The 24,868-nt window shown below is 64.6% G+C and carries 25 protein-coding genes; 14 read left to right on the top strand and 11 right to left on the bottom strand.

The features are described 5' to 3' along the window. Positions 1-72 precede the first annotated feature (72 nt). The 7 genes from ACN2XU_RS06540 to ACN2XU_RS06510 all read left to right on the top strand — a co-directional run bounded on the left by ACN2XU_RS06540 (position 73) and on the right by ACN2XU_RS06510 (position 5,965). Positions 73-1,128: an aldo/keto reductase gene (locus ACN2XU_RS06540; RefSeq protein WP_419409601.1), complete on the top strand. Its 1,056-nt coding sequence runs from the start codon at positions 73-75 to the stop codon at positions 1,126-1,128. Next, a complete protein-coding gene (locus ACN2XU_RS06535) occupies positions 1,125-1,583 on the top strand; it encodes an NmrA family NAD(P)-binding protein (protein WP_419409600.1) in 459 nt (152 codons plus the stop codon). The genes ACN2XU_RS06540 and ACN2XU_RS06535 overlap by 4 nt, the downstream gene beginning before the upstream one ends. A gap of 24 nt (positions 1,584-1,607) precedes the next feature. Beyond that, complete coding sequence (locus ACN2XU_RS06530) at positions 1,608-2,105, top strand: CPBP family intramembrane glutamic endopeptidase (protein WP_419409701.1); 498 nt, start codon at positions 1,608-1,610, stop codon at positions 2,103-2,105. Between the two features lie 311 nt (positions 2,106-2,416). After that, entirely contained in the window at positions 2,417-3,160 is a 744-nt protein-coding gene (locus ACN2XU_RS06525) for a hypothetical protein (protein ID WP_419409599.1), read from the top strand. Continuing rightward, complete coding sequence (locus ACN2XU_RS06520; RefSeq protein WP_419409598.1) at positions 3,132-3,482, top strand: hypothetical protein; 351 nt, start codon at positions 3,132-3,134, stop codon at positions 3,480-3,482. Before ACN2XU_RS06525 ends, ACN2XU_RS06520 begins: the two co-directional genes overlap by 29 nt. An 8-nt stretch (positions 3,483-3,490) precedes the next feature. Further along, positions 3,491-3,736: a hypothetical protein gene (locus ACN2XU_RS06515; protein WP_419409597.1), complete on the top strand. Its 246-nt coding sequence runs from the start codon at positions 3,491-3,493 to the stop codon at positions 3,734-3,736. A gap of 867 nt (positions 3,737-4,603) precedes the next feature. After that, positions 4,604-5,965 (top strand): MATE family efflux transporter, encoded by a 1,362-nt coding sequence (locus ACN2XU_RS06510; protein WP_419409596.1) that lies wholly within the window; start codon positions 4,604-4,606, stop codon positions 5,963-5,965. Positions 5,966-5,992: 27 nt separating this feature from the next. Here ACN2XU_RS06510 and ACN2XU_RS06505 read toward each other — a convergent pair whose 3' ends face one another. Then, on the bottom strand, positions 5,993-6,391 hold the full coding sequence (locus ACN2XU_RS06505; RefSeq protein WP_419409595.1) for a VOC family protein: 399 nt from the start codon (positions 6,389-6,391) through the stop codon (positions 5,993-5,995). Positions 6,392-6,507: 116 nt separating this feature from the next. Between ACN2XU_RS06505 and ychF the strand changes: the two genes are divergently transcribed. Beyond that, positions 6,508-7,605, top strand: a complete 1,098-nt coding sequence (gene ychF, locus ACN2XU_RS06500) for a redox-regulated ATPase YchF (RefSeq protein ID WP_419409594.1) — start codon at positions 6,508-6,510, stop codon at positions 7,603-7,605. 144 nt (positions 7,606-7,749) lie between these two features. On the opposite strand, the gene ACN2XU_RS06495 is transcribed toward ychF, so the two are convergent. Genes ACN2XU_RS06495 through ACN2XU_RS06485 form a run of 3 tightly spaced genes read right to left on the bottom strand, consistent with a single transcriptional unit; the run spans position 7,750 to position 11,102 of the window. Then, positions 7,750-9,027: an adenylate/guanylate cyclase domain-containing protein gene (locus ACN2XU_RS06495; protein WP_419409593.1), complete on the bottom strand. Its 1,278-nt coding sequence runs from the start codon at positions 9,025-9,027 to the stop codon at positions 7,750-7,752. A gap of 3 nt (positions 9,028-9,030) precedes the next feature. Then, positions 9,031-9,423 carry a response regulator gene (locus ACN2XU_RS06490; RefSeq protein WP_419409592.1) on the bottom strand — a complete coding sequence of 131 codons (393 nt, stop codon included), beginning with the start codon at positions 9,421-9,423 and terminating at the stop codon, positions 9,031-9,033. After that, the gene (locus tag ACN2XU_RS06485; protein ID WP_419409591.1) at positions 9,420-11,102 is read right to left on the bottom strand and encodes a sensor histidine kinase; all 1,683 of its coding nucleotides are present in this window, start codon (positions 11,100-11,102) and stop codon (positions 9,420-9,422) included. Before ACN2XU_RS06485 ends, ACN2XU_RS06490 begins: the two co-directional genes overlap by 4 nt. A gap of 179 nt (positions 11,103-11,281) precedes the next feature. Here ACN2XU_RS06485 and ACN2XU_RS06480 point away from each other — a divergent pair, with 179 nt between their 5' ends. Continuing rightward, positions 11,282-12,439 carry a pepsin-like aspartic protease gene (locus ACN2XU_RS06480; protein ID WP_419409590.1) on the top strand — a complete coding sequence of 386 codons (1,158 nt, stop codon included), beginning with the start codon at positions 11,282-11,284 and terminating at the stop codon, positions 12,437-12,439. A gap of 1 nt (position 12,440) precedes the next feature. Beyond that, positions 12,441-13,277 (top strand): avidin/streptavidin family protein, encoded by an 837-nt coding sequence (locus ACN2XU_RS06475; protein ID WP_419409589.1) that lies wholly within the window; start codon positions 12,441-12,443, stop codon positions 13,275-13,277. 196 nt (positions 13,278-13,473) lie between these two features. Here the strand turns inward: ACN2XU_RS06475 and ACN2XU_RS06470 are convergent, their stop codons facing one another. Together ACN2XU_RS06470 and ACN2XU_RS06465 are read right to left on the bottom strand one after the other, a co-directional pair. Beyond that, positions 13,474-14,244, bottom strand: coding sequence for a substrate-binding periplasmic protein (locus ACN2XU_RS06470; protein WP_419409588.1), 771 nt, complete (start codon positions 14,242-14,244; stop codon positions 13,474-13,476). A 142-nt stretch (positions 14,245-14,386) separates the two neighbouring features. Next, the gene (locus ACN2XU_RS06465; protein ID WP_419409587.1) at positions 14,387-15,010 is read right to left on the bottom strand and encodes a nucleoside triphosphate hydrolase; all 624 of its coding nucleotides are present in this window, start codon (positions 15,008-15,010) and stop codon (positions 14,387-14,389) included. Between the two features lie 498 nt (positions 15,011-15,508). Here ACN2XU_RS06465 and ACN2XU_RS06460 point away from each other — a divergent pair, with 498 nt between their 5' ends. Both ACN2XU_RS06460 and ACN2XU_RS06455 read left to right on the top strand, forming a co-directional pair. Continuing rightward, positions 15,509-17,458, top strand: coding sequence for a PIG-L family deacetylase (locus ACN2XU_RS06460; protein ID WP_419409586.1), 1,950 nt, complete (start codon positions 15,509-15,511; stop codon positions 17,456-17,458). Positions 17,459-17,555: 97 nt separating this feature from the next. After that, entirely contained in the window at positions 17,556-18,308 is a 753-nt protein-coding gene (locus tag ACN2XU_RS06455; RefSeq protein WP_419409585.1) for a Crp/Fnr family transcriptional regulator, read from the top strand. A gap of 6 nt (positions 18,309-18,314) precedes the next feature. Here ACN2XU_RS06455 and ACN2XU_RS06450 read toward each other — a convergent pair whose 3' ends face one another. The 5 genes from ACN2XU_RS06450 to ACN2XU_RS06430 all read right to left on the bottom strand — a co-directional run bounded on the left by ACN2XU_RS06450 (position 18,315) and on the right by ACN2XU_RS06430 (position 22,582). Beyond that, on the bottom strand, positions 18,315-18,734 hold the full coding sequence (locus ACN2XU_RS06450; RefSeq protein WP_419409700.1) for a CBS domain-containing protein: 420 nt from the start codon (positions 18,732-18,734) through the stop codon (positions 18,315-18,317). A 218-nt stretch (positions 18,735-18,952) separates the two neighbouring features. Further along, positions 18,953-20,242 (bottom strand): flavin-dependent oxidoreductase, encoded by a 1,290-nt coding sequence (locus tag ACN2XU_RS06445; protein WP_419409584.1) that lies wholly within the window; start codon positions 20,240-20,242, stop codon positions 18,953-18,955. Between the two features lie 175 nt (positions 20,243-20,417). After that, a complete protein-coding gene (locus ACN2XU_RS06440; protein WP_419409699.1) occupies positions 20,418-21,293 on the bottom strand; it encodes an amidohydrolase family protein in 876 nt (291 codons plus the stop codon). A 9-nt stretch (positions 21,294-21,302) separates the two neighbouring features. Then, positions 21,303-21,782 carry a MarR family winged helix-turn-helix transcriptional regulator gene (locus tag ACN2XU_RS06435; RefSeq protein ID WP_419409583.1) on the bottom strand — a complete coding sequence of 160 codons (480 nt, stop codon included), beginning with the start codon at positions 21,780-21,782 and terminating at the stop codon, positions 21,303-21,305. After that, positions 21,782-22,582: a crotonase/enoyl-CoA hydratase family protein gene (locus ACN2XU_RS06430; protein WP_419409582.1), complete on the bottom strand. Its 801-nt coding sequence runs from the start codon at positions 22,580-22,582 to the stop codon at positions 21,782-21,784. Before ACN2XU_RS06430 ends, ACN2XU_RS06435 begins: the two co-directional genes overlap by 1 nt. Before the next feature lie 113 nt (positions 22,583-22,695). On the opposite strand from ACN2XU_RS06430, the gene ACN2XU_RS06425 reads away from it, so the two are divergent. Together ACN2XU_RS06425 and ACN2XU_RS06420 are read left to right on the top strand one after the other, a co-directional pair. Further along, positions 22,696-22,878 carry a hypothetical protein gene (locus ACN2XU_RS06425; RefSeq protein WP_419409581.1) on the top strand — a complete coding sequence of 61 codons (183 nt, stop codon included), beginning with the start codon at positions 22,696-22,698 and terminating at the stop codon, positions 22,876-22,878. A 121-nt stretch (positions 22,879-22,999) separates the two neighbouring features. Continuing rightward, the gene (locus tag ACN2XU_RS06420; RefSeq protein ID WP_419409580.1) at positions 23,000-24,577 is read left to right on the top strand and encodes an acyl-CoA dehydrogenase family protein; all 1,578 of its coding nucleotides are present in this window, start codon (positions 23,000-23,002) and stop codon (positions 24,575-24,577) included. Positions 24,578-24,868: the final 291 nt, after the last annotated feature.

Here is a 24,868-nt window from a genome sequence, read left to right as displayed (position 1 = left end):
TCGATACTAAATGGTTCCGGAACGTACTGGTATCGTATGTGCCGGGCGTGAGAATCACAAGCGGAGCTTACAATGCGCTACAATACCCTTGGCCGTACCGGCCTTTTCGTTTCCGAGATGTGCATTGGAACCATGACCTTTGGCCAGAGCGGCGGCCCCTATGCAGCCGCCAGCGGCGTCATGCAGGACGACGCCGAAGCGATCCTGCGCCGTGCTTTCGACGCAGGCATCAATTTCATCGACACGGCCAACGTCTACGCAGGTGGGCAGTCGGAAGAGATCGTCGGCCGGGCTCTGTCTTCGCTCGGCATCGCGCGCAAGGATGTGGTGCTGTCGACCAAGTTCGAGCACGGCACCGGCGCAGGCCCGAACGATGGCGGTGCCTCGCGCCAGCATATCCTGCACGAGGTGCATAGCAGCCTGAAGCGCCTTGGCACAGACTATATCGACCTCTACCAGTTGCACGGTTTCGACTCCGCCACCCCGGTCGAGGACACGCTGCGCACCCTGGACGATCTTGTCCGGCAGGGCCTTGTCCGTCACATCGGCGTGTCGAACTGGGCCGCGTGGCAGCTGGCCACGGCCCTTGGCACGGCCGAGCGTCGGGGGCTGGAGCGGTTCCAGAGCTATCAGGGCTACTATTCGCTGGCCGGGCGCGACATGGAGCGCGAGATCGCGCCTCTGCTGGAAGCCGAAGGCCTGGGCCTGATGGTCTTCAGCCCGCTTGCCGGGGGCTATCTGACGGGCAAATATCGCGGTGCGTCCGAAGGGCGTCGCGCCACGATTCCGTTCCCTCCGGTGAACGAAGAACGCGGCGCGCCGCTTCTGGACGTGATGGACGGCATCGCCGCGCGGCATGACATCAATCTCGCGGCAATCTCGCTGGCGTGGCTGCTGCATCAGAAGGTTGTCACCAGCGTGATCCTTGGCCTGAAGCGGATCGATCAGCTGGAGGAGAACCTGAAGGCCGCCGAGGTGGCGTTGTCAGAAGGCGACCTGGCTGCTCTGGATGAGGTCAGTGCCCTGACACCGGAATATCCCGGTTGGATGATGGCCTCGGGCGAGGGGCCGCGCCGAAGCCTCATGGAAACCGGCACGATGCCCGCAGCCCAGTGGGGGGCCGAATGACGATCCTTGTCACCGGAGCCACCCGCCAGATAGGTCGCGCGATCCTTGATCGTCTGCATGGGGCTGATGTTCGTGCGCTGACCCGCGATCCCGCACACCTTCGCGGGCGCGACGGGGTCGAAGCGGTTCAGGGCGACCTGTCCGACCCGGTGTCGGTCGAGGCCGCCTTGCAGGGCGTCGACACGCTGTTCCTGCAGACGACCGTCAGTCCGGAGGAGGCGAGCCAGGCGATGATGGCCGTGAACCTTGCGAAGGCGGCAGGGGTGCGCGGCATCGTCAACCTGTCCGTCAGCCACGCGGACCGCTATGTCGACACGCCCCATTATGCCAGCAAGCATCTGGTGGAACGCATGATCGCGGCGGCCGCGCTGCCCGCGACCGTCCTGCGCGCCAACTCCTTCATGCAGAACGATCTGACGGCAAGGGACGCGCTGCTGCAGGGCATCTTCCCTTAGCCGATCGGGGAGGTCGGCGTGGCGATGGTGGACATTCGCGACATCGCGGACGCGGCGGTGGCCGAGATCCTGCGGCGTCATCGGACCGACGCCCCGCTGCCTGCCACGCTGATCGAGGTCTGCGGCCCCGAGGTTCTGACAGCCGCGGACGCGGCGACGATCTGGACCGAGGCCCTTGGCCATCAGGTCTCTTCCGGCCCGACTGACCTTGGCGCCTTCGAGGCTGGCCTGCCGCAGGAGCTCATTGACCGGACGCTTTTCTTTCAACGCTACGCCGCGATCCTGCCGAAGGGGTCCCGTGCGACCGTCCTGAATGCGACGCTCTTCGCGCTCGCGCACCTGATGTTCTGGAACTGGGTGGTCCTGTCCGTGTCGTTCATCGGCGGGCTTCTGTTCGCCCGGTCCTACCGTCAGCGCGGCCTGGTCGAGGCATGGGTGTTGCATGGCCTGACGGGGTTCGTGCGTTTTGCCGTCGGCGTCGGCTGGTATTTCACACCGGAGGCGTCGGCCCGGCCGTTCTGACCTTTTCCTTCACCGAACCGGACCGGTCTCGGTGCGCTCTGGCTGGCCGGGATCGGCTTTGACATCAAAGTCATCGCGCGCTGCCAGGCGCAGGGAAGCAAAGCAAGATCGTGGGGCGCGGCTTTTGGACCGTGGTCTGCGGGCACTAACTGTCGCGCCATGCTTGCTGGGGCAAATCCAGCAACCTGTCTCTCAGCCATTGTGCCGCCGCGCCCAGGGCTTGTTGCCCGGTCCAGACCACGTCGATGCCTTCACGGATATCGCTTTGTTGAAACGCATAGTTCAGGCGTTTGACCGGCGGCCCCCTTGACGTGAAAGACGGCGGCGGGCACGCAATCCACGCCCGCTTTGCGGCGTGGTTCAACACACGGATGCGGGATGTCCTGCGCTTGCACCCTGGCGTCGCTGAAAAGGCGCCCCCAACCCGGCGCACCCGTCGGAAAAGGGTACTGTACCTGTCATTCCCGATCGGGCTTGGCCACGCGCGCCGGGATCTGGCCGTGGCGCAGGAGCTGCGCAAGCTTCACCCCGGTTTGCAGATCGACTGGCTGGCGCAAGACCCTGTCACCCGGTTTCTGGAGGCCAAGGGTGAAACCGTCCAGGCCGCCAGCCGGAAGCTTGCCAACGAGAGCGCCCATATCGAGGACGAGGCCGGCAAACACGATCTGAACGCGTTTCAGGCCATCCGCAACATGGACGAGGTCCTGATCAAGACCTTCATGATCTTTCAGGATGTGCTGGAGTCTGACCCCTACGATCTGGTGATCGCGGACGAAGCCTGGGACGTGGATCACCACTGGCACGAACACCCCGACAGGAAGCGCGCGGCGATCACCTGGTTCACCGATTTCGTCGGCTGGGTGCCGTTTGCGGATAACGGTCCGCGCGAGGCGTTTCTTACGACCGACGACAACGCCGAGATGATCAGCCATGTCGAGGGTCAGCCGAACGTCCGCGACCGGGCCATATTCGTCGGCGGACCAGAGGATATCGCAGACCTCGGGTTTCGGAGAGGGCTTGCCCCGGATGCGCGACTGGATCCCGGAGCAGTATGACTTCTCGGACTACAGCATCGGCACGCATCGCGCACGGTTTGGCGGGCGCAGCGATCTGCGGGCCGAATTCGGATACGATGATGGGCGAAAGGTCTGCATCGTCACGGTCGGAGGTTCCGGCGTTGGCGCACGGTTGATCCATCGGCGACTCGAAGCCTATCCCGAGGCGCGCATCCCCGAACTGAGAATGATCGTTGTGACAGGCCCGCGGCTCAATCTCGAGGTCTTCAAGTGGCCCGAAAGGGGCGAGGCGCGGACGTTCCTCTCCGATCTCGACCGGCATCTGGCTGCCTGCGATCTGGCGCTTGTTCAGGGGGGCTGACGACTTGCATGGCACTGACGGCTGCCGGTACACCGTTTTTGTATTTCCCGTTGGGCAACCATTTCGGGCAGAGTTTTCACGTGGCCGCGCGGCTTGATCGGTATAATGCCGGTCGGCGCATGATCTTCGCACAAAGCGACCCCGACCGGATCGCCGAGGCGATGCCGGACGCACTTCGCGCGCCCCGTATCCCGCATGCCGTGGCCGATGATGGCGCTGCCCGGATGGCATCAATGCTCGCCGATCTTCTTTGACGCCCCTGAAACGAGGATGTTTCACTTTGGGTAAACAGAGGGACGCTCATGCACGGGATATTTCGGCCATTACCAGAGCTTTGCCCGATTGCGGCGAAGGGCGGTATGCCGGGGCCCGAGATACATGCGACGTGCCCTGAACCTGGGATTGAAAAAATGGACCGTCGTCCCGAATCTTAAATTTGGATCGCTGGACGTCAGGGAGCCGCCTGTGACTGCCGCGCAGACGGTCCGCTGGACAGCCCGAGGGCGTCGGCACCGCTTGGCAGGGCGACGTGAGCTGTGACGTGCAGCTGCGCGACAGTTTTCGGGACTTCGCGACCGTGCGCTGCCAATCGCCGGAATACGTGGACGATCTGCAAGTCGCCCTCTGCTGTCACGCCGGTTGGCGGATCGTCAATGTGCTCTGGCCGTTGCATGTGGGCGAAGACGACGCAGCCGCAAACGCCGCGGAAAAATGGGCGTTCTGGCAGCCGTGTAATGAGAACGCTCCGTCAGCCTTGTCGGTCTGTGACTCTGTAGAAAGGCGAGCTTCTGGATTTGTGCCCTTTCGCGGGACAATACAGTACTCGGTTCAGATCCTCACAGCGGATTTCTGGTGCCGGGCAGGATGTCTGCTCTGATCTTGCCAAGGCTTGAACCGAGCGATTGCAGCGACTTTACGCTTTCTGCCCACCTTCTTGATATATGTGATGCGCGGCATCGACGGCGAAGGTCTCTATCAGGCAGGTCTGACAGGTCGGCATTTGTCAGTCCGCCCGCATGGAGGGGCATGCGGTGGGCTGGGAGCGCATCGGGTCATTGCGATTTGTGATGATCGATGGTTCCGGACTTGCCGCTTTTTTGTGCGCGGATTAGGGCTGTCGCATGACACGTGTAGAGATGAGCATCGCCGGCCATGCCAAGGCCATTTTGTCGCTTGGGCTGCCGATGGTGGGCGGCCATCTGGCGCAGTTTGCCATCGGGCTGACCGATACGATCATGATGGGGTGGTACGGCGTGCCGGAGCTGGCGGCGCTGACGCTGGCCACGTCCTATATGTTCACGCTGTTTCTGCTCGGGTCGGGCTTTGCCTGGGCGATCATGCCGATGGTGGCGACCTTTGCGGCGCAGGATGACGAGGTGCAGATCCGCCGCGCCACGCGTATGGCGCTGTGGTGGTCGATCCTGTTCTTTGCGCTCAGCCTGCCGCTTCTGTGGTACTCCGGGCCGATCCTGCGTGGCATGGGGCAGACGGAGCAAACGGCGGCGCTGGCGCAGGAATACCTGCGGATCGCGGGGCTTGGCATGTTGCCCGCCCTGGGCATCATGTGTTTCAAGAATTACCTGGCCGGGCTTGAGTTTACGCGCATGGTGCTGTGGATCATCGTGGCCTCTGCGGTGGTCAATGCGCTGGCCAACTATGCCTTTGTCTTCGGCAATTGGGGCGCGCCGGAAATGGGCATCGCCGGGGCCGCGATGGCCTCCGTGGCGTCAAATGTTGCCGGGGTTGCGCTCGTCATCGTCTACGCGCTGCGGCTCCTGCCCGAGCATCAGATTTTCGTGCGGTTCTGGAAGCCCGATTGGGAGATGTTTGGCCGGGTCTTTGCCCTTGGGCTGCCGATCGGGCTGACGACGCTGGCGGAGGTGTCGCTGTTTGCCGGGTCGGCGGTGCTGATGGGCTGGATCGGGGTGATCCCGCTGGCCGCCCATGGGGTGGCGATCCAGATCGCCACGGCGACCTTCATGGTGCAGCTTGGCCTGTCGAACGCGGCGACGGTGCGGGCGGGCAATGCCATGGGGCGCGGCGACGCGGCGCATCTGGTGCGGGGGGCCAAGGTGACCTTGTTCCTGAGCGCGGCGGCGGGGCTGCTTTCGGTCGCGCTGCTGCTGATCTTTCCGGAGGCGCTGCTGAGCGCCTTCATCGACAGCGACGATCCGGCCCGCGCAGAGATCATCGAGACCGGGCGCGGCCTGCTGATGATGGCGGCGCTGTTTCAGATCGTGGACGCGGCGCAGGTGATGCACATCGGTTTTCTGCGCGGATTGCAGGACACGCGGGTGCCGATGATGGCGGCGGGCGTGGCCTATTGGGGCGTCGGCATGCCGGCGGCCTGGGGTTTTGGCATTGCGCTGGGCCTTGGCGGGGTTGGCGTCTGGCTTGGGTTGACGCTGGGCCTTGCCGTGGCGGCGGTGGCGCTGGGCTTGCGGTTCTGGACGGTGGGCGTGGGCCTGGTGGCCCGCGCCTGATGTCCCGTCCGGGCCTGCGGCGGCCGATCAGGTCACATGGACCATCCACGGCACCCCGAAGCGGTCATTGACCAGCCCGAAACCGCTGGCCCAGAACTGTTTGTCGTAAGGCATGATCACCGTGCCGCCCGCGCCGAGTGCGTCGAACAGGGCGCGGCCCCGGTCCACATCGTCGAGGTCGATCTGGATGGTGAAGCCCTTGTAGCCGTCAAAGGGCTCGCCCATGCTGTCAGAGGCCTGAAGCCAGAAATTGTCCGTCTGCAGACCGGCGTGGGCGCAGCGGTCTTCCATGCCCTCGGGCACCATGGATTTGTCGGGCATCTCGCCATATTTCATGAGCTGGAGCGTGCCGCCGAGGACGCTTTGATAGAAGGTCATGGCCTCTTCGGCCTGTCCGTCAAAGGTCAGGTATGGGTTGATTTTCATGTGAGTCCCTCGCTTTATGCGTGAGAGATTATCACGCTCTTGCATCAGGCCAAGGGGGAGAGTAGACCCCGCGCGGGTTTTCGCCCTTTACACTGGACATGGCAGGAGCGCACGGCATGGGTTTCAAGATGGGTATCGTTGGGCTTCCGAATGTGGGAAAGTCTACGCTTTTCAACGCCTTGACCAAGACGGCCAGCGCGCAGGCCGCGAACTTTCCCTTCTGTACGATCGAGCCGAACGTGGGCGAGGTGGCGGTTCCCGATGCGCGGCTTGATACGCTGGCGCAGATTGCCGGATCGAAGCAGATCATCCCGACGCGGATGACCTTCGTGGATATCGCCGGTTTGGTGAAGGGCGCGTCGAAGGGCGAGGGGCTGGGCAATCAGTTCCTGGCGAACATTCGCGAGACCGATGCGATCGCCCATGTGCTGCGCTGTTTCGAGGATGAGGACGTGACCCATGTCGATGGCCGTGTCGATCCGGTGGCCGATGCGGAAACCATTGAAACGGAACTGATTATTGCCGATATGGAGAGCCTTGAGAAGCGCCTTCAGAACATCGTGCGCAAGGTGCGCGGCGGCGACAAGGAGGCGGTTCAGCAAGAGCGTCTCATGAAGATGGCGCTGGCCGCGCTTGAGGAGGGGAAGCCCGCGCGGGTGGTCGAGGTCGATGAGGAAGACGTCAAGCAATGGAAAATGCTGCAGCTTCTGTCGTCCAAGCCGGTCTTGTACGTCTGCAACGTCGATGAGAGCGAGGCCGGGACAGGCAATGCGCTGAGCGCGAAGGTGGCCGAGATGGCGGCGGCGCAGGGCAATTCGCACGTGGTGATCTCTGCCAAGATCGAAGAAGAGATCAGCCAGCTCGACGCCGTGGAAGCCAAGGAATTCCTTGAGGAACTGGGGCTGGAGGAGGCGGGCCTGGATCGCCTGATCAAGGCCGGGTATGAGCTTTTGAACCTGCAGACCTACTTCACCGTCGGGCCGAAAGAGGCGCGCGCCTGGACCATTCGCAAGGGCACGCTGGCGCCGCAGGCCGCCGGGGTGATCCATGGCGATTTCGAAAAAGGCTTCATCCGGGGCGAGACCATCGCCTTTGACGACTTTGTCGCCTGCAAGGGCGAGCAGGGCGCGAAGGATGCCGGGAAAATGCGTGCGGAAGGCAAGACCTACGAGGTGAAGGACGGCGACGTGCTGCACTTCCTGTTCAACACCTGAGCGACACTCACCCGGTTTCACGCCCCGCGTCAGGCAAGCGGCGCGGGCGCAGGGGCGAAAGGGGCGTGCGGTGATCCGCGCGCCCTTTTGCTTGAGCGGGGTCTTGTGTGGGCCGCAAATGCCCGGTCGGGCAAGCGGCGCAGGCTAGCGCAGGCTCGGTACGGCGAGGTCGATCTCCGGGGTCCAGCCGCCCGCGCGCAGGCGGGTGAGGTGGAAGGCGACGAGGGCATCGTCCGGGCGGCTCACGGCCAGGGCTTCGAGCTGCTCCTGCGCCGTGGGATCGCCCCGGTGCAGCGCGTCGAGGGCTGCGGTGTAGGCGGTCAGGACGGAGTCCGGGACGGTCTCTGGCGCGGCGGGTTCGAAACCGTGCAAGGGCTGCCCGCTGCCGCGCAGACGCAGGGCGCCGATGCGGCGTCCGCGAAACTCTGGGGTGGCGGCGACGGTGGTCTCCGAGACACACAGGCGCGTGCCGATCACCTTGTTCGCGCCTTCGAGGCGGGAGGCGATGTTCACCGCCGCGCCATAGGCGGCGTAGTCGAAAAACATGTCGCCCCCGAAATTCCCCAGCAGGGCCTCGCCGGTGTGCACGCCGATGCGGGTCTTTTCGAGCGTGAGGCCGCTCTCGCGTGCCTGTTGCCGGCGGAAGTCCTCGCAGAAGGCGTCGATGGCGAGGGCACAGCGAATCCCGGCACCGGCGTGATCGTCGAGGTCGAGCGGCGCGCCAAACACCGCATGGACGCTGTCGCCGATGATCTTGAGCATGGTGCCGCCGTGATCGAAGATCGCCCGCGTGATGCCGTCGAGATAGCCATTGAGCAGGACGCTGACGGCGGCGGGATCCGCGTGTTCGACGAGGGGCAGGAAATTCTGCATGTCGGTGAACAGGAAGGTGCCGGTGCGGCGTTCGGTCTGGGGCCGGTAGGCGGCGGCGCCGGGGGTGAGGCTGTCGATGACGGCAGGGGAGAAGTAGCGCGCGAGCAGGGCCTCTGCGGCGCGGGCGCGGGCGGTTTCACGCTGGAGCGTGCGCAGGCGGCGCAGGTGCGCAAGGCATTTTTCGAGCGTGGCCGAGAGGTCGTCGAATTCGATCGGCTTGGTCAGGAAATCGAAGGCCCCGCCGTTCATCGCGGCGCGGATGTTGGCCATGTCGCCATAGGCGGAGACCATGACCACGGCGGGCGGTTCGGGCATGGTGACAAGATGCGTCAGGAAGGTGAGCCCGTCCATGCGCGGCATGTTGATGTCGGAGAAGACCACGTCGATGGCGGGCGTGGCTTCGAGCGCTTCGAGGGCTTCGATACCGTCGCGCGCGAAGTGGAACCGGTGGCTGCCGGCGCGGATCTGGTGGCGGAACTTCTGCCGGATCAGGCTTTCGATGTCCGGCTCGTCGTCGACGACGAGGATTTGGGGCGTTCGGTTGGGCATCGGTCAGGCGGGCATCAACTGTTCCAGGTAGATTTTCAGCGCGCCGAAGTCGATCGGTTTGGAAAAGATGCGGTCAGCGCCATTGGCCTGCGCGCGGGCGCGGGTGTCGGCGTCGTCATAGGCGGTGACCATGGAGATGGCGAGGCCGGGACGGCGGGGGCGCAGCCGCGCCACCAGTTCCAGCCCGGACATGCCGGGCATGTTGATATCCGAGAGCACCAGCACCACGCGCGGCGGGTCGTCGTCGTCGATCCGTTTGAGGGCCTCGCAGCCGGATCCGGCGAAGTCGAGTTCGAAGCGACCGGCGCGCAACTCGCGGCGAAGTTGCTGGCGGAAGAGAGGTTCCATGTCGGGCTCGTCATCCACGACGAGGATCTTGACAGGTCTGAGTGTCACGTTGGGACGTCCTTTGCCTCGGGACGTGTCGCGGGGTCTTCGCGCTGCGTCAGGGGGAGTGAGATCACAAAACGGGCCCCTTGGCCCGGCGCACTGGTTACAGAGATATCGCCGCCGTGCTGGGTGACGACGATATCGTAGGAAATCGAAAGGCCAAGACCGGTGCCCTCGCCCGCCGGTTTGGTGGTATAAAAGGGCGTAAAGATGTTTTCAACCACGGCGGGCGTCATGCCGGGGCCGTTGTCCTCGATCACCACCTCGACACTGCCGGTCTGTGTGCTGCGGGTCTCGACGCGGATCAGCGGGCTGTAGCCCTTTTCGCCGGAGAGGCGGCGGGTATGCGTGGCATACATCCCGTTCGAGATGATGTTGATGAAGACGCGGGTGAGGTCCTGCGGGAAACACTGCACCTGTGGCAGGCCGTCGTCATGGGCGGTCTGCATGTCGATGTTGAAGCCTTCGATCTCGGCGCGGGCGGAGTGGAAGGAGAGTTTCAGCGCCTCGTCCGCCATGGCATTGACGTTGGCCGTCTGCAGCGTACCGGGGCCGGAGCGCGAGTGCAGCAGCATGTTGCGCACGATGGAATCGGCGCGGCGACCGTGCTGCTGGATCTTGCCGAGGTTGGCGGTGACGGTTCCGACGAGGTCCATGATGTCATGTGCCTTGTCCGGGTCGATGCCATCGGCGCAGTCCCGCACGATCTGTTCGAGTTCGACGAGCAGCTCTTCGGAGAGGGAGGAGAAGTTGTTGACGAAGTTCAGCGGGTTCTTGATCTCATGGGCGATGCCGGCGGTGAGCTGGCCGAGGCTGGCCATCTTTTCCGACTGCACCAGGCGGTCCTGCGTGCGTTGCAGGCGGGTCAGCGTGTTGCGGGCATCGTCGCGGGCGCGCAGGATCTCGCGCTCGCGAATCTTGAGCGCGTCGACCGCTTTCTTGAGCTCTTCGGTTCGGTTCTCGACGAGGGTTTCGAGGTTGTCCTGAATGCGGCGGAGTTCGGCTTCGTCCGATTTCTGCTTTTGTTGTAGAGTGTTGTAGGCCCCTGCGAGGCTGCCGATTTCGTCGCCGGTGGTGACTTCGACGGGGATGTAGCGCGAGGTTTCCTGCGCCGCGCCAATGGCCCGGCCAAAGCGTTTGAGCGGCTGACGCACGGCGTAGTGCAGCGCGACAAGCGCCGAGACGGTCAGCGCCAGCGCGAGCAGGGCGGTGACGACGACGGCGCTGCGCACCTGCTGGCGGGTCTCGCGGGTGAGGCGGTCCTGGGTGTAGTGCAGGGTGATGTCGCCGATCAGCAGCGGCTCTGGCTGATCCTGATAGCGGTAGATCGGCGCCTTTTGTGCGCGCATGTCATCGCCGCTGGTGACGCCGATCTGCCCGAGCCTGTCGCCGCGATCGTCGCGCAGGGTGATGCCGGTCAGGTCAGGATCGTTGACGATGGCTTCGAGGATCAGGTCGATCTGGCTCTGGTTGAAATTCCACACCGGCCCGGAGAGCGCGGCGCCCTGAATTTCGGCCAGTTTCGAGATGCGTTCATCAAGCGCCTTGACGGCCGTCCGGGTGCGGTCCCGTTCAAGCAGGGCGAAGGTCGTCATGGTCACGACAAGGGTCAGCGGCACGGCAATCGCAAGGAATTTCAGGGTCAGGGACGCGTTGGACCAGATCCCGATCCTTTCCTTGCTCATGCCTGAAATACCCCGTTCCGCCGCTGTTCGGCTGTTCTCCCTGTTATGGGAACTATACCCGTAGTACGGGCAACAGCGAGAATAATTTCTTTCAATTTGGCATACCTATAAGTTGACCTGAGGTAAATGACCCTCCACAACCGTGCGAAAAATAATCTTTAACGGGAGTGAAGCGCGCGATGACCAGTCATGGATTGCCGACCAGTTTCAAGTTGCCCATGTACAGTGGCCCCTATCAGGACAACGGGGCGTCGCCCTGGTATGCGCCGCTTTCCGTGGGAACCTCGGACAAGCCGCAGGTGCAGTTCTTTGCGCTGGATACCGGAACCAACATGGATTGGGTGACCTCGACGCAGTGCACGACCGATGCCTGCATGGTTCACAAACGGTTCGACCCGAGCCTGTCGACCAGTTTTCAATCCATCCAGACGACCCCGGTGGAGCTTGATTACGGGCCTTGGGGCTCGCTCTCCGCGAGTATCGGAAGCGATGTTCTGAACCTGCCGGGCGGCGTGGCGCAGCGCGCGACCTTTGGCCTGGCGACGGAGTACAGCGGCCCGCAGTTCGAGGAGATCGACTGGAGCGCCTGTCTGGCCCTGCCCGCGCAGGGGGCGATGCAGCAGGGGTTCAGCAACGTCATGCAGGACCTGCTGGCCGATGGGGTGATTGACCGGAACAAGGCCTGGGTCTGTTTCGACTGGGACCGGCCGACGCGCACGGGATCGTGCCTGATCGGCGATGTGGATCTGAGCGGGGTGGACCCGACGCAGTATATCGCGCTGCCGTTCAACGGCTATACGCCTGTGCCGTCGGTCGATTACATCTGGACCACGGGCGGGGCGACGGTGAGCGTCGGGGACCTGACGCTGGACGATATTTTCCTGTGTCTGGACAGCGGCTCCTCGCGGTTCAAGGGCGGGCCGGACACGATTCACCAGATCCTTGCCAATCTGGGCGGCAACACGAACACGCTGACGATCAAGGTGGGGCAGGCCTATGGCGCCGATACCGGCACGATCGTGGTGCCGCCGGACGTCTATATGCGCACCATCGAGGAAGGCGAGAACGCGGGCGAGACGCTGCCGCAGTTCGCGGTGCTCGGCGCGCTGCCGCAGCTGCTGCTCGTCGGGTCGGTGCTGATGGATTATCTCTACACGGTTTACGTGTATGATTACGTGTCCGTGGGCGGCGAGATGAAGGCGCAGGCGGTGGGCGTGATCATTTTCAACAAGGCGGATGGTCCGGCGATGATCCAGAACCCCGGCGGGGTGACGCCGATCAAGAGCGCGGATGACCTGCGCCCGGCGTTTGATGCACTGACGGCGAAGGGAGCCTGAGATGAGCACGGCAGCGAATGCAATCGACGGGGTCTGGTACAACGTCTACGGCTCCAAGATGACCCTGACGTCGAACCCGGCGACCGGGCTGATCATCGGCACCTATTCTTCGACCACCGGCAGTTCGGGGCGCTATACGGTCCTTGGCTATACCCGGTCGTCGAGCACCGGGCCGGTGGCCGGGGCGAACGGGTTTTCCGTGAGCCTGAACATCGGGTGGAAATCGCTCGACGGCGGGCAGGGCGATCCGAGCTGGAGCTGCGTGTCCGGGCTGGCGGGGCAGTTCGTGGTGGATGCGGGCGGCAATCCGGTGCTGAACCTGATCCATCAGTTCGTGGCGCCGAACGATGTGCCGCTGGGCGGCACGCAGCAGTTCCAGACCGGGATCAGCAGCGACAAGCTGGTCTACACGCGCACGCCGCCGGCGGGGGCTGTCGCGGAGACCGGGGGATCGGGCGCGGCGATGCCGCAATTGCCGCAAGAGGCGGTGGCGGCGCAGTCCTGGACCTGTGTCGAGGATCCGGGGATCAGCTTTACCCAATATGAGCCCTACGAGGGCGCGTTCTCCGGGCAATACGTGATGCACGGGTACAGTGGCCCGTTGGCCGGTCAGTACGACGCGGCGTTTCCCGGTGACGGGGCGTTTTACCAAAGCTACTGCCTGTCGACGCTGTCGCAGGACCCGCAGACCGGGGCGCCCATGTGTGTGGCGTTGGCCGGGTGGATCAACCCGGCCTCGGGTAAGCTGGAGGTGCTGGAGATGCGCTCGGTCGGTACGACATGGGATGCGCGCTATGCCGGGGTGCGGACGCGCGGGCTGACGTTTACGCCGGGGTGAGACGGTGGATTGTCGGACTGGCGTGGGTCGCGCCTGGTCCGTGGCGGGGGTGAGGGGGCCGACCGCAGAAGGCGGGGTTCGAGGTGAGAGATCCGGGCTCCCGTCCGGCCGCAGGGGAGCCTCGGGACGGATGGCCCGTTTTGCCGGAGACAGGCTGGCGCGGCGTTGATGCCCGGGGCGATCGCGTGAGGCGGCGTTATTCGTCCAGCGGGATGGTCGGCACTTCCAGCCCGTAGTGGGTGTAGAGTTCGGCCAGCCGCCCGGAGCGGGCGAGGGCGCGGGTGCCGTCCTCGTAGATCCGGCGCAGGGTGTTGCCGCGCGGCGTGTCCGGAAACAGCATGTAAAGCCGGGTGGAGGCGATCGTGGTGATCGTCCAATCGTCCGGGTCGATGTCGAAGCGGGTGTCGGAGGCGTTGGCGACGTCGAGGTTGGCCTCGCCTGTGGCACGGAAACGCTCCAGCGGCAGGCGCAGGTCGACGTAGGCGTCGATGCGTCCCGAGACCAGCAGCTTGGCGGCCTGCGAGCGGCTGTCGACCTCGTTGAGATCTTCGCCGAGCGTGCTGCTGACCTGCGGGGCGGTGGCGACGCGCAGTGTCTTGAGCTGATCCGGGCTGGTGATGGTCAGGCCGATATCGGCGCGATACATGGCGGCAAAGGTGGTTTCATAGATCGGCACATCGGCAAAGTTGCGGGTGTCGCGCCGGAAACCGCCGGTGAAGTCCGCCTCTCCGCGCTCGACCAGCGTCACGGCGCGGTTCATCGGCACGGTCTGGCGATGCACTGTGATGCCGGCCGCGGAGAAAATCTCGTGCAGCAATTCGTTGTAGATGCCGCTGCCGTCCGCATCGGTGAAGCCGGTCCATTCCGGCGTGGCATACAGGACGTCGGTGATGGTATCCGCCGCGGTCGGTGCCGCTCCGCCGATCAGCCCGGCCACGATGGCGCAAACCGCCAGAATCCTGCGCATTTCCTGTCCCTCCAAAACGTTTCCCCGTGGCGGACACTACGCGGATGTTGCAGGTCATGCTATCTGGATCAACCTCCGGATGTGGAGATTCTGCCGGGGTGCTCATATGAGTAGAGTTTGGGTGCGTTTCCGGCCCGCGCTTTCAGGTCAGGATCAGGTCGGCGCCCCTGAAGCCCTCTGTCACGCGCTGGGCATTGGGCAGATCATTGGACTCGGCCTTGGCCCGCGCGATGGTCATGTCGTACCCGTAGCCGATCCAGCGTGACACCAGTCGTCGTTCAAGTTCGGCGGTGTCGACGTCGAGAAAGACCGTAAGGTCCCAGAACGGCGCGAGCGTGGTCCAGGGGGCTTCATCGAGGAGCAGGTAGTTGCCTTCCACCACGATGATCCGGGTGTCGGCGCTGATCTCGGCGGCACCGGCGATGCTTTCCTCGCGGGAGCGGTTGAAGACCGGAAGAAAGACCGGTTCGCCCGCGCGGATGCGGCTGATGGCGGAGGCCAGGCCGCCAAAGTCGAAGGTTTCCGGCGCGCCCTTGCGCGAGAGCATGCCACGGGTTTCGAGCAGGCGGTTGTCGAGGTGGAAGCCATCCATCGGCATCAGGACGGCGGCTTCGCCGGCCGCTTTCAGGCGTTGGACGACGGCTTCGGCGAGGGTGGATTTTCCGGACCCCGGCGCCCCGGCCACGGCTACAATCAACCGGCCGGTGTCAGGCGACAGGGTCGAGATGCGCTCGACCAAGGCCCCGGCATTCTTCTGTATCGACATGGTGCCCTCGTTTTCATGGGATTTTGCCCCAGAGCGGGGCGTATGCCAAGCCTGCCTTGATTTCGCAGCGATTTCGGGCCGTTCCCTGCCGATGGCAAGAGCGTTGGGAGAGCAAATCCTATGCAAAGGAATAGAGTTGGCGGCTTCGTGGCGCGAATCACCTCTTGCGCGGGCGGCGGTGCGGCGGTTGGCGGCGGCGCCCGTTCAAAATCCTGTGGCAGAATCATGGCGCCGGTCATTTTGGCTGACGTTGGGTAATGGTCTGCAACTGTTGCGAAAATCGGATTGGAACGGGATGCGAAACGCAGCTTTTCCCTAACGGAAACCCGTATACACTGACAGAGGTAAGATTGTTGTGTTTAATCAACGCAAGATTGAGATGTGCGCAACGCGGTGTCCGTGTCCTTTTCCTCGCCCGCCGTCCTGCGCCCGAATTTATAGCATCCTGCCGCGCCGTGCTGTCCTGCGCCGTGCTGCGGGCGTGTCACAGGAGTAGCCATGCCCCCCGTCGATCCATTGGCGCCCTATGAGGGTGCGGATATCAACGGCGCCTTCACGCTGACCGTCACGGTGCGCTTTGACGATTTGCAGGCGGAGGCGTGGCAAACCGTTTTCGATTTCGGCACGGCGACCGGCGCCAACACCATCAGCCTGATGCAATGGGGCACCTCGTCCGACCTGCTGTTCTATGTCTTTCAGGATGGACAGGCGTATCGCCTGGTGGCGGAGGATGCGATTGTCGAGGGGCAGGCGCAGACCTTCACCCTGGGTGTGCGCGACGATGGCACCATGTGGATCGGTGAAGACGATGAGGTGGCGGTCGAGATGGCCGGGGCGGTGCCGCTCGATATCGAGCGGGGCAGCCAGCTGATCGGGATCACCGACTGGGCCGGGGGCGGGACGCTGGAAGGCGACGTTCTGAGCTTCGAGATCGTCAATCTCGGAGAGCCGGAGCCGGTTGATCCCGGAGAGCCGGTTGATCCCGGGGAGCCGGGCGCGCCGGATGGCGGCGACGGTGCCGAGGGCGAGACCGGTGGTGTGTTCGAGATCGCGGCCACGGCACGGTTTGACGACGTCATGGGCGGCTATTGGCAGCGGGTCTATGATTTTGGCGACGGGCCAGCGACGAACAACATCCTGATGGGGCAGGTGGAGAACACCGCCGACATGATGCTGGAAATCTGGCAGGACGGTCAGGCCTATCGGGTGATCGCCGAAGGCGCGATTGTCGAAGGCGAGGCGGCAGTCTGGACCTCGGGGGTCGAGGCCGATGGCACGATGTATATCGAGAAGGACGGCGTGCGGCTGGCCGAGGCGCAGGGCATCGTGCCCGATGTGGCGCTTCGCGAAAATATGCTGATCGGGGAGAGCAACTGGCCCGAGGATACGCCGCTGATCGGAACGGTGTCCGGGGTGACGGTGGACGGCGGTGCGCCGGTCGATCCCGAAGAGCCGGTGGACCCGGTCGATCCCGGCACGCCGGGTCCGATCCTCTCCGAGGGCGAGATGTTCATCGTGGCGCATCAGGACGACGACCTGCTGTTCATGAACCCGACCTTGCTGAACCAGATCCAGTCCGGCGAGCCGGTGACGACGGTCTACCTGACGGCGGGGGATGCTGGGGAGGGGCCGGAGTATTGGGAGGCGCGCGAGGCGGGCGAAAAGGCGGCCTATGCCGAGATGGCCGGGGCCGATCCGGCCGATTGGGTCGATGAGACGGTCACCATCGCGCACGAGGGACAAAGCTATGATGTGGCGAGTTCCTACCTGTCGGGCGATCCGCAGATCCGGCTCTATTTCCTGCGCACGCCGGATGGCTTCGGGGATGGCAGCGGCTCGGAGACTTATGGGCAGGACAGTCTGCAAAAGCTGTATGACGGCGAGATTGCGGATGTGACCACGGTGGACGGGTCCGCAAGCTACAGCGCCGACGCGTTGACCGGGGTGCTGACCGGGATCATGGAGCTGCACGCGCCGGGGCAGATCCACATACAGGACCACGAGTCCGAGCATACGGATCTTGAACACTCCGACCACGTGCATTCGGCCATGTTCGCCAGCGATGCGGCGGCGGACTATGCCGGGGATTTCACGCTGACGAGCTATCTCGGCTATGCCACATGGGGCTATGAGGAGAATGTGGAGGGCGATGAACTGGACGCGGTGCGGGCGGCGTTCCTTGAGTATGCGGCCTTTGATCCGCATGTCTATGGCAGCGACGGCGCGATGATCGACGCCTATCGCGAATGGATGATGCGCGAGTATGTCGGGACCGAATACACCTATGAACAGGCGGAGCCTTCCGAGCCGGAGACCACGGGCATGATGCAGGCGCTGATGCTTGGGCCGGATGCGTTCGGATCAACGGCGGAGGCGGATCAGGAGGCGGCGCATCTGGACGCGGTGGAGGCGGAACAGGATGAGGTGAACGCGGCGCTGATCGCCTGATCCGTGTGGTGAGTCCAGTTTATACATTTATTGATTGTTGATTTGTGTCGTGGGTGCCCTAAGGTAAAGGAATTGGATGCCCGGAGGAGTGTGTCTGATGATTTTGGATACGGATGTCCGGAGCCACAACAGCCCGGCGGCGCTAGAAGAGCGTTGGTCCCTGCTCAAGCTGCGTGCCGCAGGGCAGGCGCGGCGTTGGGAGGCGGCGCTTGACCGTCACACGGTGAGCCTGCGCAAAGGTGCCTCCCTGGCCACGGAGTACGAACCCTGTGCCGTGTTGGCCTGTGTGCTGTCGGGGTGGTTGCAGATGTCCAAGTCACTTGACGGGGGCGACGTGCAGATCCTTGATCTTGTCCTGCCGGGCGAGTTGGCAGAGCCTCTCTCGGCCGATGGCCAGACGGCTTTTGTGACGGTGCAGGCGGTGACAAAGGCGCGTGTTGCCCTGTTTTCGCTGGAGACATGGTCCGGCCTGCTGGAAGATCTGCCGGAATTGGCGGAACGGGTGGAGACCGGGCGCACCGCGGCGCGGGTTCGGCTGGCCGAGCGGATGCTGCGGATCGGCCGGGGGTCGGCGGAGGTGCGCGTGGCGCATGCGCTGCTGGAATTCAGCGTGCGGCTCTACGGCGCGGCGCGCGACACCTATCACGTGCCGTTGACGCAGCAGGTGCTGGGCGATTTCCTCGGGCTGAGCTCGGTGCACGTGTGCCGTGTGCTGAAGCGGCTGAGTGATCAAGACCTGGTCGAGACCGGCGATCACATGGATATCCACGTGATCAATCCGGGCGCGCTGTCGCTGCTCGCGGGTGTGGACCGGCGTCGGTTTGCCCGGGTGCAGGCGCTGACCGGGTAGGCGCGATCAGCGGGCGGTCTTGCGCCGGGCGGGCTGCTCGGCGATGGTGCGCAACACAGACAGGGCATGCTCGGGCGCGGCGCGCTGTGCGATGTCGGTGAGGGAGATGACACCGACAAGATACCCAAGGGAGTCCGTGATCGGAATGCGGCGCAGATCGTGTTCGATCATCAGCGCCGTTATCTCTTCGAGCGGCTGCAGCGGCCCGGCCTGCTGGACATGGCGGGTTGTAAGCGAGTCGATCGGGCAAAAGAACTCGACCGCGCCATTGATTGTGCCGCGCAGCAGAATGTCTCGGTCGGTCACAACGCCGTCGATCCATCCGTCACGGACAACCGGCAGAAAGCCGACGTTGTGACGGCTCATGAGGGCGAGCGCCTGGTTCACCGTGGCGTCGTGTTGGATCTTCACGACCGGGCTTGTCATTACTTCGTGAGCGAGCATGTCTCTTCAACTTAACTGGAAAACTACGGGACACTGGCGGTTGAGTGAGCAAATGCCAGAACAGCGAGCGATTGCAGTATTCGGGTCTTGTGATGTATTTTAGGACCAGAGTCATTAACCTTGATCAAGAGAACGGCATCGTTACGCGAGGTCATCTTCGTAATTTGCCAGCCCGTGGCAAATGCGACCCTGCGGCTTTGTTAGGCCGTGCAACCCGCTGCCCGCGCGCCCTGGGGGATCGTGCGTGGCGCGGCGTTGAGCCGATCCTTGGCAAAGCCTGCGGCGGCCTTGTAGGCGGCCATGAACTCGGCGCGTTCCTGCGCGGGGATCACCGTGTCGATGTCATCGAAGGTGCCGCCGCAGCGGTCGTTCACCATATTCAGAAGGCCAAAGGGCCCGGCCCCGCGATTGCGCAGCACCAGCTCTGACACCGGTGCGCACAGTTGGTCTTTGTAGGCCTGAAGTGCCGCCGGGGTGACGCCCTGTTCGACCATGGCCGCGCCAAGCGTGCGCGCGTCGATCACCGCCTGGCTCGCGCCGTTGGAGCCGGTGGGATACATCGCATGGGCGGCATCGCCCATGAGCGCGACGGGGCCGTCGACCCATGTCGGAACGGGATCGCGGTCGATCATCGGGTTTTCATAGGCGATCTCGGCCCCGCGCAGCATGGCGGGCACGTCGAGCCAATCGTATTTGAAGGCGTCGAAGTGATGGGCAAAGACGTCGATCTCAACCGGGCGGAACCAGCCGGATTTCTTCCAGCCGGCGGTGTCATCGAGGGTCAGCTCGGCGATCCAGTTGATCTGGGCATAGCCTTCGGCGTCGGGATGGGAAATCGGGTAGATCACCATGCGATGTTCATGCGTGCCAAGGCCGATGAAGCTGCTGCCGGTGCGAATGGGTTTGGCCCGGGTGGTGCCGCGCCACATGAGCGCGCCGCCCCAGTGGATGGGCGGCTGGTCGGGGTGCATCTGGGCGCGGATCGGGGAATGGATGCCCATCCCGTCAAGCAACAGGGTGCCGGTGTGCTCAAGCGGGCCATCGACGGTTTCGATCAGCGCGGTCACGGTGCCGTCGGCATTGGTGCGATAGCCGGTGACACGGTGGCCAAGGCGGATGTTGTCAGCGCCGATGCGCGCGGCCAGCGTGCGGTAGAGCAACATGTGGAATTCGCCCCGGTGCACGGCATATTGCGGCCAGTCATAGCCAGCGAGGGTGCCGCGCGGCTCGGAGTAGATGTCGTTGCCGTTCAACCCGACAAGCGCCCATTCGCGGGCCGGAACGCCGACGGTGTCGAGCATCCCGGCGGTGATCCCCAGATCGAAGAGCTCGCGCACCGCGTTGGGCTGGATGTTGATGCCGACGCCGAGCGGTTTGAGATCCCGGACGCTTTCGAAAACCACGCAAGGCACGCCGATCTGATGCAGCGTGAGCGCCGTGCTCAGACCGCCAATACCGCCGCCGGCGATCATCACGAGAGGTTGGGTCATGGGGCGATCCGTTCGCTCTGGGGCTTGTCCAGCCTGATGGGTATCAGAGCCGGGCGGGGGGTCACAAGGGCATCGAGCATGGGGCGCGGCGCGCAGGGCGGGGGCGGCTCTGGCCGCTTTGGCGCGGCGGCTCAGGGCCGGTCCATCGCCGGTTCGGCGGGTGACGGCGCGGGTCTCACAGGCTGAGGATGCGCCGCGCGTTTTCCTTCAGGATCAGCGGTTTGACCTCATCTTTGATGCCAATCGTCTCGAAATCCTTCAGCCAACGGTCCGGCGTGATGGCGGGCCAGTCGGAGCCAAAGAGCATCTTCTTCTTCAGGATCGAATTGGCGTATTGCACAAAGATTGGCGGGAAGTATTTCGGCGACCAGCCGGACATGTCGATGTAGACGTTCGGTTTGTGCTGCGCAACCATCAGCCCCTCTTCGGTCCAGGGGAAGGAGGGGTGGGCGAGCACGATCGGCGTGTCGGGGAAATCCACGGCGACATCGTCGATGTGCACCGGGTTGGAGTATTTGAGCCGCATCCCCATGCCGCCCTTCATGCCGGAGCCAACGCCGGTCTGGCCGGTGTGGAACAGCATGATGCCGCCCTCTTCGGCGATGGCCTCATAGAGCGGATAGGCCCAGCGTTCGTTCGGGAAAAAGCCCTGCATCGTGGGATGGAACTTGAAGCCCTTGATGCCGAAGTCCTTGATCAGGCGCCGCGCCTCACGCGCGCCTGCCTTGCCCTTGGCCGGGTCGATGGAGGCGAAGGGGATGAGGATGTCGTCATTCTCGGCGGCGATCTGCGCCACCTCTTCGTTGGAGTAGCGGCGGAAGCCTGTTTCGCGCTCGGCATCGACCGGGAAGATCACCGCGCCGATCTTGCGCTCGCGGAAGTATTCGGCGGTTTGCTGCACCGACGGCAGCATGCCCGACGCGCCCGCCGGATTCTTGAAATAGGCGGCCATGCCGGCCTGAAACTCGTCATAACCGTCGTCGCGCGGCCCGCAGCACGGCTCTTCGGCGTGGGTGTGAAAGTCGATGGCGACAAGATCGTCGATATTCATGGGCATGTGTCAGGTCTCCGGATCGGCGAGGCCGAGGTATTTGCGCAGCAGCGTCTTGAGCTGGGCCTCTTCGGTGGCCGAGAGGACGGACGCGTTGCGGGTTTCGTGGGCGAGGAAGGGCGCTTGCATGGTGTCGAGCCGCGCCTTTCCCTTGTCCGTCAGCCACAGTTCGACCGAGCGGCGGTCGTCCTCGGGCACGGTGCGGGTGACGATGCCGGCGGTTTCCATGGCGCGCACCATTTTGGTCATATGGGCGCGTTTGATCATCAGGGCGCGGGCCAGAACGCCCTGCCGGACGCCGGGGTTCTGCGCAAGCAGCATGAGCACGGAAATCTCGCCGGGGCGAACATCGAAGCCTTCCATCCCGCTGAAGAACCCGGCAAAGCTTTGCAGCTGCGACAGGCGCAGCAGGAACCCGAGCGAGCCGGCCAACTCGCCATAGTCCAGGTTTTCATCCCCGGGGCTGGCGGCGGATTTGGCGTTGTCCATCACGACCCGCCGGGGGCCTGGACCTTGGCCGCGCGTTTTTCGAGAAAGTCGCGCAGGCGCTGTTTGGCGTCGTCGGTCATCGTGGCGAGGCTGGCGACCATGCTCTCGGTAAACAGGCCATCCTCGGACGACATGTCCGCGATGCGCGGCAGGGCGTTGATGATGGCATAGTTGGTGAACTCGGCGTTTTGCGCCATGCGCTCGGCCACCTCGATCGCCTTGTCGAGGGCCTGACCTTCGTGCGCCACGTAACTGACGCCGCCCCAGCCTTCCATGGCTTCGGCGCTCAGCACCCGTCCGGTCAGCATCATGTCGCCCATACGGGCCGGGCCGATCAGCCGCGCAATGCGCACCGAGCCGCCGCCACCGACAAAGATACCGCGCTGGCCTTCGGGCAGTGCAAAGAAGGCAGTGGGATCGGCGACGCGGATCTGCGTGGAGGCGGCCAGCTCGAAGCCGCCGCCCACCGTCGCGCCGGTCAGCGCAGAGACGAACGGGATGGTGCCGCGTTCGATCATGTCAAAGACCGCATGCCAGCGGCGCGAGCCTTTGACCGCCTCGAACAGCGGCTTTTCCGAATGCTCGGACAGGTCCAGACCGGCGCAGAAATGCGGCCCATGGCCGAAGACCACGGCCGCCTTCGCCTCGGATGACGCCTTTTGGACAGCCTCGGCAATGGCTTCGACGAAGCGGTCGGAAATGGCGTTGCGCTTGTTCGGACGGTTAAGGCCGATCAGCGCAACAGCGCCGCGCAATTCATAGGTGACGAAGCGTTCCGCTTCGCCCGCGCTTTGTGACATGCGTGTCCTCCCTCGGGCCGTTCGTGTCTTCTGCGGCCAATTCTGTTTCCTAGTAGACAAATTTTGCGATTCGAGTCAACGTGCATCACAAGTCTGGCAGGGGAGGAGTTGTCATGACTGAGCCGAGACCGCCGGTGGCGCTGCGGGAGTTGGATGTGCCGAACGAGACGTGCCCCGATGGCAGCACTCACATCTGGCAGGGGGCGGCAGAGCGCCGCGCGGGTCATGGCGCCGAGGCGATCGACCCGGCCCGCCGGGTGAGCGGGTCTTGCTCAAGGCGGGGCCTGTGGACGTGAGCCACGGCGCGGGGACGGACCACGGCAGCATCAAGCAAAGGGCCGTGCTGCGCCGCCGCGCGTATCTGATCGTGGCGCCGTGGCGTGAAGACCGGCGCGTGATGGCAAGGGAGGGACGGCAATGATCGAGACAATCCAGAGGGTGCTTTGGGCTACACCGGGCTGGGCCGCGCAGGCAAATGCGGCGGGGCTGGACGAGGCGGCAGTGGCGCAGGTGATGGAGGAAGCGGCCAAGCTGGCGCGCGATCTTCTGGAGCCGATGGCGGCGGAGGCGGATGCGCGGGGCTGCCGTTTGGAGGATGGCCGGGTGAAGACCCCGGCGGGCTATCCCGAGGCCTACAAGCGCCTCGGGTCGGATGGCTGGATTTGCGCCGATCTCGACCCGGATTTTGGCGGCATGGGCCTGCCTGTGGCGCTGCACGTGGCGGCCAGCCTGCCCTTTGAGGGGGCGGCGATGCCGTTCATGATGGCGCTTGGCGCATCCCGGGCCGGGGCACATTTGCTGGCGGACCTGGCACCGGATCTGCGCGATGATTGGTGCCCGAAGCTTGCAGCGGGCGACTGGGCGGTGACCATCTGCATCTCCGAGCCGGACGCAGGGTCGGACGTGGGCCGCATTCGCACAAGGGCGGTGCAGGATGGACCCGTATGGCGGCTTTCGGGAACGAAATGCTGGATCAGCTTCGGCGACCACGACATGACCGACCGCATTGGGCATCTGGCGCTGGCCCGGACCGGGACGGTGGAGGAGGGCACGCGCGGCGTGTCGCTGTTCCTCGTGCCGAACTTGACGGACGATGGCAAGGACAACGGCGTGCGGATCGAACGGATCGAGGAAAAGCTTGGCCTGCACGGCTCGCCGACTTGCGTCCTGCGCTTTGAAGACTCGGAAGGTACGATGATTGGTGCACCGGGGCGCGGGCTGGCCCAGCTCTTCACGATGATCGAATTGATGCGGCTTCAGGTTGGCGGCCAGGGAGCGGGGATCACGCTGCGCTGCGCGGAGCTGGCGCGCGGCTATGCGGCGGAGCGGCGGCAGGGCGGGGCGCCGTCCAAAGCGCCGCCCGCGATCGCAAGCCACCTGGACGTGGCGCGTATGCTGGATGCGATCGACGCGCAGGCGCTGATCTCGACCGCGCTGATGGTCGAGGCAGCGGTGGCCGTGGGGGACGGTCAGGGCGACTACGCCGCCTTCCTGCTGCCACTGGCCAAGACCTTCTGCGGGGAGGGCGCGCAGGAGGTGGCCTCGACCGCCATCCAGGTGCTGGGCGGGTCCGGATATACCCGTGAGTGGCCCGCCGAGCGGCTCTACCGCGATGCGCGGATCTGCACGATCTACGAAGGCACGACGGGGATGCAGGGGCAGGACTTCCTGTTCCGACGCCTGCTCAGGGACGGCGGTGCGGGGCTGCGCGCCTTTGCCGAGCGCATGCGCGCGGAACGTTCGCCGGGCGTGGGGCTGGCGCTGCTGACTCGCTTCGAAGGCCTGTCCGAACGCGTGGCAGAGGCGGGGCATTCCGGGCAGCTGGCGGCGGCGGATGGATATCTGCGCGCGGGCTGGGCCTGTGTCTCGGCGTGCCTTGCTGAACGGATCGCGGCGCAAGGGTTTGATACGGAGATGGCCGGCTGGCTGGCGTTGGCCCCGGCGCGCTTTGGTCTGGCAGAGGCGCAGGTGGAGTTCGGTCTGGCGCAGGGCTGAGGGGTGTCGCCGCGCTGGCTCGCGTTGACCGGGGGCAGCGCTTCCTTCGGAATCGCTGCCCCAAAGGGGCTCCGCCCCCGGCTCTGCGAGCCTCCCCCGAGGTATTTGAGGACCAAAGACGCGCGGCGCGCTTTGTCTGAGAACGCGCAAAGGCTGCGGCCTCTGCGGCGTGTCCATTGCGGCGGCTCTGACGTTTCTCTCTCGGCTTTGTCTCTTTGGTCCGCAAATACCTCGGGGGAGTCGCAGCTTTGCTGCGGCGGGGGCAGAGCCCCCCACCCGGCGACGCGCGTC

This window comes from Pacificoceanicola niger, assembly GCF_048553275.1.
Taxonomy (GTDB): Bacteria; Pseudomonadota; Alphaproteobacteria; order Rhodobacterales; family Rhodobacteraceae; genus Pacificoceanicola.
The sequence above is the reverse complement of the archived record's forward strand: the minus strand, read 5'-3'. Positions and strand labels throughout refer to the sequence as shown.